6 protein-coding genes and 1 pseudogene are annotated in these 5,490 nt (G+C 73.3%); 2 read left to right on the forward strand and 5 right to left on the reverse strand.

The window, feature by feature from the left end; genetic code table 11:
* Positions 1-467, forward strand: a 467-nt coding sequence (locus DKT69_RS37520; protein WP_161558028.1) for a DedA family protein, incomplete at its 5' end; no start/stop codon positions are given.
* Between the two features lie 10 nt (positions 468-477).
* On the opposite strand, the gene DKT69_RS37525 is transcribed toward DKT69_RS37520, so the two are convergent.
* From DKT69_RS37525 to DKT69_RS37535, 3 genes are read right to left on the reverse strand one after another with little or no spacing between them, the layout of a single operon-like run.
* Positions 478-1,230, reverse strand: coding sequence for a hypothetical protein (locus DKT69_RS37525; RefSeq protein ID WP_109806086.1), 753 nt, complete (start codon positions 1,228-1,230; stop codon positions 478-480).
* Between the two features lie 27 nt (positions 1,231-1,257).
* A complete protein-coding gene (locus DKT69_RS37530) occupies positions 1,258-1,737 on the reverse strand; it encodes a hypothetical protein (protein WP_109806087.1) in 480 nt (159 codons plus the stop codon).
* On the reverse strand, positions 1,734-2,654 hold the full coding sequence (locus DKT69_RS37535) for a carbohydrate-binding protein (RefSeq protein WP_109806088.1): 921 nt from the start codon (positions 2,652-2,654) through the stop codon (positions 1,734-1,736). Before DKT69_RS37535 ends, DKT69_RS37530 begins: the two co-directional genes overlap by 4 nt.
* Positions 2,655-2,755: 101 nt before the next feature.
* Between DKT69_RS37535 and DKT69_RS37540 the strand changes: the two genes are divergently transcribed.
* Positions 2,756-3,868, forward strand: a complete 1,113-nt coding sequence (locus tag DKT69_RS37540; protein ID WP_109806089.1) for an RNA-guided endonuclease InsQ/TnpB family protein — start codon at positions 2,756-2,758, stop codon at positions 3,866-3,868.
* Positions 3,869-3,987: 119 nt separating this feature from the next.
* On the opposite strand, the gene DKT69_RS37545 is transcribed toward DKT69_RS37540, so the two are convergent.
* Together DKT69_RS37545 and DKT69_RS37550 are read right to left on the reverse strand one after the other, a co-directional pair.
* Complete coding sequence (locus DKT69_RS37545) at positions 3,988-4,602, reverse strand: phage tail protein (RefSeq protein ID WP_109806090.1); 615 nt, start codon at positions 4,600-4,602, stop codon at positions 3,988-3,990.
* Positions 4,583-5,490 (reverse strand): annotated as a pseudogene (locus DKT69_RS37550) (putative baseplate assembly protein); the annotation flags it as partial. The gene DKT69_RS37545 and the pseudogene DKT69_RS37550, both read right to left, overlap by 20 nt.

Below are 5,490 nucleotides of genomic sequence, written 5' to 3' on the forward strand. Positions count from 1 at the left end.
ACCTGGTCGCCGCGCTGGTCGGGGCGGCCCTCGGCGACCAGGTCGGCTACCGGGTCGGGCGCCGCTACGGCCGGCGGCTGCTGGACCGGATGCCGCGCCGGTTCGTCCGCTCGGGGGAGCTGCGCCGGGCGCCCGACCTGGTCCGGCGGCGCGGGGCCCTGGCCGTGGTGCTCGGCCGGTGGGCGGCCGCGCTGCGGGCGCTGGTGCCGGGTGTCGCGGGCATCAGCGGGATACCGCAGCGCACCTTCACCCTGGCCAACATCACCGGCGGGGCGATCTGGGCGGCGACCGTGGCCGGGCTCGGCTACCTGGCCGGCGCCTCGTACCGGCTGCTGGAGCGGCGGCTCGGGCTGGGCGGGGAGGTGCTGCTCGCGGTGGTGCTGCTGGCGATCGCGGTACGGATCTGGCGGGGCCGGCGGGCGGCGCGCCGGGAGCGGGCCGCGGAGCGCGTCGACGGGGTCGGGTGACCGGCGCCGATCAACCGGAGGTGGTGGCGGTGGTGCGGACGGCCTTGACGATGGCGGGGATGGAGCCGATCAGCAGGACCAGGGACCAGACGATCGCGACCACCGCGAAGACCAGCGCCCCGACGTCGTCGGTGATGCTGACCAGGATGCCCGGGACCAGCCGGTGCAGGAACTCCAGCAGCACGGTGCAGAGCAGGGTGGTCAGCATCAGCAGCACCAGGCCCTTGTTCTGCAGGAAGCGCGGCTGGGCCAGCACCAGCAGCCCGGCCCAGACCAGCTTGAGCAGCAGCACCAGGCCGAGCAGGACCGCCGCCTCGCCGACCGGGAAGAAACCCCAGACCGCCAGGTAGGCCAGCGTGCCGAACGGGGCGGCCAGGAACAGCGACACCAGCACGGTCAGCTCCACGAAGGCCACCAGCAGCAGCACGACCGACGCGATCAGCAGCAGGACCGCGAAGACCAGGGTGGCCAACCCCTGCACCCGCCCCTGGATCCGGTCCGGCACCACCAGGCTCAGGCAGAACAGCCCGGTGGTCCAGAGCGCCACCACGTCGATCAGCGCCAGGTAGCCGGTGCCCCGGCCGGAGGGCTGGGTGACCGACCCGACGTCGCCCAACTCGACGTCGAGCTGCCCGGCGCTGTCCCGCAGCGCGCCACCGGCGTCCCCGCCCCCGGTGAGCAGCGCGGCGCCGAGTTCCAGCCCGACCACCAGCAGCACCGCGAGCAGCGCCAGCAGCAGGAACGGTTTACGCAGCTCACCCATGACGGGCCTCCGGTCCGTACCGGTGGATCAGGACGGGGCGACGGTGACCGCGCATCCGGCACCTCCCGGGCAGCGCAGGGTGACGGCGGTGGCCCGGTCGACGGCGACCTTCGCGACCGCCTCGCCGTCGGCGGCCGGCTCCACCTCGTCCCGGACGGTGACCTCGGCGTCGCCCGGCGCCGGGGCGGCCACCCCGAACGGCGCCCGGCTGCGCAGCACCAGGGTGCGCAGGCCGCCGGGGTCGGCGATGCGCAGCACGCAGCCGGCGACGAAGCTCACCACCCTCGGCTCGCCGGCGGCGGGCGACGGCGGGGCGGGGGCGCCCGGGCAGTCGGCGGTGACCGTGGCCGGGTCCACCGTGCGGCTCGGCCCGCTCAGGCGGTCCAGCCAGCCCGGCCGGGCGGCCGGGTCGCCGCGGCCGCCCGGCCCGCCGGCCACCGCGACCAGGTAGAGCGCCACCAGCAGCACCGCGAGGGCCGCCAGCAGCAGCTTCTGCCGGCCGCTCATGGCTGGACGAGCTGGGTGAAGCGGATCTGGTCGACCCCGGCGAAGTAGCGGTCGAAGCCCTGGGTCTTGCTCACCGCCACCAGGGTCAGCCGGTGCGGGCCCCTGCTCAGCTCCATCGTGCCCACGTCCAACCAGTCGGTCCTGACTACCGTGGGGGTGAAGCCGAAGAAGGTGCCACCCACCTGCCGACCGTCGACCACGAAGATGGTGTTGGCGTAGTCGAACGAGGTGGTGCGCACGGTCGACAGGCGCCAGGTGCCGCCCGCGGGGATGTCGACGGTGACGGTCACCCGGTCGCCGACGGCCAGCCCGAGGAAGAACAGTTGCGCGCCGCCGGACCAGGTGACGTCGCAGCAGTTCTTCTGCTCCACCACCTGCACCGCCGCGCCGGCCGGCGACTCCACCGTCGCGCCGCCCACCAGGCTCTCCGCCTCCAGCGTCACCACCTGCGGCGCGGCCGGCGGCGGCTGCTCGCCGGGCCGGCTCACCAGCCAGACCACCACCCCGGCCACCACCAGCACCAGCGCCGCGGCGGCCGCGATCCACGGCCACGGCGCGCGCTTGGGCGGTACGACGGCGCGCACGTCGTACGTCACCCGGCCGCTGGAGCGGGAGCTCTCCTCCGGCGCGGTGTTCGCCGAGTACGCGAAGCCGGTCATGTCGTAGCGCCGGGGCGGGGTGCCGGGCGGCACGGCGAGCCGGACCAGGAACGAGACCGAGCCCTGCCCGGGCACCACCCGCTGCGGCTCGGCCACCGTGAACCAGCCCCGCTGGGTGCCCTCGCCGGGGGCCACGTCGAAGACCACGGTGTCCGGCGCCATGCCCGGGTTGGAGACGGTGAAGGTCAGCTCGCCGCTGTTGCGGGCGTCCAGGGTGAACTCTCCGGCGGCGGCGACGACGGCCCATTCTGTGGTCATCGGATGCGCGGCGTTTCCTCCCCCGCCTTCAGGCGGGGGAGGAAACGCCGCTCCCTCCCTTCAGTGATCGTCTTACACGGATGGCCGATAAGATGTGAGGCGTGGGGGATGTGGTGAAGCGGGCATTCAAGTACCGCTTTTGTCCGACTCCAGAACAGGCCGAGCAGTTGAACCGCACCTTCGGGTGTGTGCGGCTGGTCTACAACCGAGCGCTCGACGCGCGTACCCGGGCGTGGGCGGTCGACCGGCAGCGCGGCACCTATGTGCAGACGTCGGCGTGGCTGACCGAATGGAAACGCACCGAAGGCCTGGCGTTCCTCATCGAGGTGTCGTCGGTGCCGTTGCAGCAGACGCTGCGTCACCTGCAAGCCGGGTTCGCGGCGTTCTGGGACAAGCGAGCCCGTTACCCGCGGTTCAAGTCCAAGCGCAAGTCGCGGGCGGCGGCTGAGTGCACCCGGTCGGCGTTCCGCTGGCGCGACGGGCAGCTCACTCTCGCGAAGATGGATGCCCCGCTGGAGATCGTGTGGTCCCGTCCGTTGCCCGAAGGCGCGAAACCGTCCACGGTCACCGTGTCGCGGGACGCGGCCGGCCGCTGGTTCGTGTCCCTGCTCGTTGAGGACCCGACCGTGAAACCACTGCCGCCGGTCGATGCGGCGGTGGGGTTGGACGCTGGGATCACTAGCCTGCTCACCCTGTCCACGGGGGAGAAGTTCGCCAACCCGCGGCATGAGCGCGCCGACCGGCGCAAGCTCGCGAAAGTTCAGCGGAACCTGTCCCGGAAGGAGAAAGGCTCCGCGAACCGGGCCAAGGCCCGGCTCAAGGTCGCCCGCGTTCATGCTCGTATCGCCGACCGGCGGCGGGACCACCTGCACAAACTGACCACTCGACTCGTCCGCGAGAACCAAACGGTCGTGATCGAAGACCTCAGCGTGCGCAACATGCTCCGCAACCACTGCCTGGCCCGCGTCATCTCCGACGCAGCCTGGTCCCAGATGCGAAGCTTGTTGGAATACAAGGCCGCCTGGTATGGGCGGACTGTGATCGCCGTCGACCGATGGCATCCCAGCACGAAGACGTGCTCGGCGTGCGGTCGGATCAACACCGCGATGACGCTTGGCGTGCGCGCTTGGACGTGCCCCGGCTGCGAGGCCGTGCACGACCGGGACGTGAACGCCGCCAAGAACATCCTCGCCGCCGGGCTGGCGGAGAGGTAAAACGCCTGTGGAGGGACGGTAAGACCCGACCCGCGTAAGCGGTGAAGGCGCGGCCCGGCGAAGCAGGAACACTCTCGGGTGACCGAGAGAATCCCCGCCCTTCAAGGCGGTGGAGGATGTCAAGACGGCTCCTCTACGGCGGGTACGGGTACGGGGGACGGGACGCGGGCCCGCCCGACCGCGCGGTCGGGGGTCGAGTCGGCGGGCCCGGGCGGCGGGGGACCGGCGTCGCCGAGCACGGTGACCTCGACGGTGACGGCGGCCGGCTTCTCCGCCTCGACGATGCGGGTGACCAGGGCGAGCTGGTCGGCGGCGGCCGGCGGCACCCGCACCACCACGTGGAACGGGCGGTCCGCGGGCTCGTCGAGGACGAACCCGGTGACCCCGGTGGCCAGCTCCAGTGCGGTCCGCATCCCGTACGGGGTGCCCCGCCAGCGGGCCAGCAGCGCGCCGTGCGCGACGAGGTCCCGCAGCCGTCCGACCGGCAGCGGCAGCGGGGCGTTCGGCCGGGGCGTGGCGACCACGTGGTCCATCGCCACCCACCGGGTGAGGTACGCGACGAACCCGTCCGGCGTCCGGTACGGCGCGAACAGCGCGTCGACGTCGGCGAGCACCGCCTCGTCCGGGGCGTGCAGCGCCTCCATCACGTCGAGCAGCGCGCCCAGCACGCTGCCCGGCCCGGCCGCCCGCTGGTACGCCGCGGGCAGCAACCGCTCAATCGCCGCTCGGTGCATCCTGCCGCACCACCTCGATGTCGTGCTCGCCGGAGCAGAGCAGCCAGGTGCCGGGGACGGTCACCCCGTCGGCGGTGGCCTGGTTGGCGCTGGCCGCCCAGTCGACGGCGTCGCCGCTGCGGTACACCCCGCGATCGCCGCCGGCGAGGATCAGCCGGTCCGGTCCGCCGCTCGCGGCGACCGCGTCGACCGGCACGAACCGGGACCGGTCCCGCAGCGGCAGCCCGCAGTTGACCATCACCGGCTGCCACTGCGGTTGGGCGGCCAGGGTGTCCAGCCGGACCACCCCGCCGCTCTGCGTCGCGGCGACCGCCAGCGACCCGGTGAACGCCAGGTCGCGGCAGGTGCCTCCGATCCAGCCAGTTTGCACGGCCTGCCACTTGACGTCGGACTCGAAGAGCCGGGTCCGGTGGCAGCCCTGCCCCGGTTTCTTCGGGTCCGGCTCGCCGGCACCGCTCCACAGCAGGGTGGCCGGGCCGTCGTACTGGACGGCGAGGACCCGGTTGTCCACGTTGGCCAGCCCGACGTGGGCGAAGGTGCCGGGGCGGCCGGCGGCGGTGGAGAGGTAGACCCCGAACCCGGCCTGCGCGGCCACCGCCACTCCCGGCGCGCCGCGCTCGGAGACGAACGCGCGGACCGCGTAGAAGCCGCGGTCGGCGTCGGACAGGTCGACCAGGATCTGCAACGGCACCGAGCCGGGGAGCAGGGACACCTCGTAGAGGCCGGTGTCGGTGGCCAGCAGCAGTGCCCCGGCGCCGTCCCGGTCGATCCAGGCCAGGTCCTGGATCCGGGAGTCCAGGTCGGTCAGCAGCGACCAGGTCTCGCCGAGGTCGGTGCTCAGGTGCACCCGGGAGCCGCCGGCGTCCCGGGCGGTGACCACGGCGACCG

Origin of the sequence: Micromonospora sicca, assembly GCF_003172935.1 — a bacterium.
GTDB classification, from domain to species: domain Bacteria; phylum Actinomycetota; class Actinomycetes; order Mycobacteriales; family Micromonosporaceae; genus Micromonospora; species Micromonospora sicca.